This window comes from Chitinimonas sp. BJB300 (assembly GCF_002735695.1).
Taxonomy (GTDB): Bacteria; Pseudomonadota; Gammaproteobacteria; order Burkholderiales; family Chitinimonadaceae; genus Chitinimonas.
Genome location: NZ_PDZH01000269.1, coordinates 1 through 2261, shown reverse-complemented (window position 1 = coordinate 2261; position 2261 = coordinate 1). Strand labels below are relative to the sequence as shown.

2 protein-coding genes are annotated in these 2261 nt (G+C 45.6%); both read left to right on the top strand.

Going from position 1 to position 2261, the window contains the following annotated elements; genetic code table 11:
• Nucleotides 1-80: 80 nt before the first annotated feature.
• Complete coding sequence (locus CSQ89_RS21185; protein ID WP_099407942.1) at nucleotides 81-1265, top strand: hypothetical protein; 1185 nt, start codon at nucleotides 81-83, stop codon at nucleotides 1263-1265.
• Between the two features lie 28 nt (nucleotides 1266-1293).
• Nucleotides 1294-1593, top strand: a complete 300-nt coding sequence (locus CSQ89_RS22320; protein ID WP_139023082.1) for a hypothetical protein — start codon at nucleotides 1294-1296, stop codon at nucleotides 1591-1593.
• Nucleotides 1594-2261 lie beyond the last annotated feature (668 nt).

The window sequence follows — 2261 nt, the reverse complement described above, 5'->3', positions numbered from 1 at the left end:
TCCATTGGGCAGTTTTAGGCCAATGGATGCGTTAAAAGCCGCATGGCGTCTATGTTTGAAGGGTTCTAGTACGACAACTCGTGACCGGAAAATCTATCTTCGGTGATGTGCTTGGCAACAGCATTGCGGGGAATGGTCGTAAGTGGGTGGAGCCTGCCAAGCCGGTCGTAGCGCCGGTGAGTGGGGCTTCCGGTCGTAACTGGCTGTTGGATGACATTCCAGACTTACCAAGCGATGTGTATCGCGTACCGGGTCGGCCTGAAGCAGACGTGGACTATGGCTTTAATGGTGAAGACGCCGCCTATACCCGGCAACGGTTTGGTCAAGCGGCTGCGAAGCAGTCTGAGATCGCCCGCAAGCACGAGCTAGAAGTTGCTCGAGTCGTTGCTGGCAACCGGCAACGTGAAGCCGCCTTCGCCAACGCCCTTGGCGACCGTATCTTGAATAACCCATTGGGTGATTTGCCTTCCCAGGTAAGGCAGGGTGTTACCGCGTTTACAAAGAGTGGCGTTACACTGCTTCAGGACATGGTGACACCTGAACCAAGAGCGCAAATTAACGTATCTAGAGAAAATTACATTTCTACATATGACGGATTAAGAATTGGTCCGACTATTGAGCGCGCACGTGCATTAGGCATTTATTCCGGTGACACTAATAACCAAATCTCTTCAGTAAACCCTAAGTACAAGGGTTTAACTTCAGCAATTGGTATGGTTGCTGATAGCTTAGGATTTGTAGCAGGTGGTGCAATGACGGTAACGGGCGCTGCATTAACTATGGCCCCAGAACCTACAACCTTAACAAAATGGGCTGGTGTCCCATTAACTGCTTTTGGTGCGGCATATACAACGAAAAGTGCAGTGGGCTTAGGTTTGAATTTCAGTAATTTTGTTACTTCCTTGAGAGGCGCTACTTCCGAGTCTGCATATATGCCAGGTAGCGCTTTAGAATTGGCGGTACGTGCAAGTGGCGGATCACCAGAAGCTGAACGAGCTGCTGTAGCTGTTGATATGGCCTGGGGTTTGGCTGCTGGTCGGGTATTAGATGTGCGTCTAGCGAGCGGTGCGATAATAAATCCAGCTATACCAGCTTTACTTCAGCCAGCCGTAGTAACAACTGTAAACCGTCAAGCAACCATCTCTCAGCCGACACTTTGGGGGTTAACTTCAAAAGTTGATCCATATGTTGGTAATGCTGATTTGTTCTTTAAGGTAGATGAACAAATTGTAGATCCACTTAAAAAATGGCGTACGGGTCAATAACACCTCTAATAACAGGAAAAGGTTTTAAATGCGAATCGGTGAAAATCTCTCACCATTTTGGCAACGAGTATCAGTTGTACTTGTGTTGCTTCAACAAACTTTGCTATTTGTGGCTTCTTTGTCTGCAATATGGGGATGGTACGTGGTTGGTTTTGGTTCATGCTTGGTGCTTATTGGAGGGCTATTTGATCAACGCCATAGCCTTCGCTGTGCATTAAAGATTAGCACATCAGGAAGATTTGAGCGCTATTTGGCAATTTACAATCTCCTTTTAGGTTTGATAGCAGTCAGTGTCAATACAGTCATGGCTGGTATTTTGTTATTTTAAAAGAGACAATGGAAACTTGTCGCACAAATTTATTTAACTTGTTGATCTTTAAGTGGGGAGTCGATAATTCTTCATTGGCTTTTCTATAAAAATCAAAGTTAAATCGAATTTGTGCAACAGGGCCAGCAAGAATTAAGGTAGTCAGGCTTTACATTAATGAGTTCCTTTTTTTGCTTCGTAATTCACCACCCTATATTTTTACAACATTTACGTTCGTATCTGGTGTCAATAATTGGCTGTTACTCATTTCTTGGGTTTGCATATTTATTCCAATATATCGGGCTAAATATAGGAGAGAAAAGAATCATGAGTATGCTTATATTGGGGAGTATTCTTGCATTTGGATCAACGTGTTTATCTATTTGGTTTTGGGTAGAAAGATATCGCTTTGAGATGGACAGCAAAAAACGTTTAGATGAGCACCTCGGTTTGAAATAACTCCAGTTCAAAACTCGAAGTCATCACAGCGCACCCAGCCGGCATTGCCGTCTAAATGCGCGCACTCGTCCCTGTCGGTCCACCATTCAGGTGGGCCGGCAGGATGTAAGCAATGGGATGGACCCCTCCTCACCTAAGCGGCATCTAGGTGCCAGACTGGTAGTTCCGACCACCAGTCAACGGTAAAGAGGAGTCCACCATGAAGAGTATTCGAGTTGGCGTCGATTTGG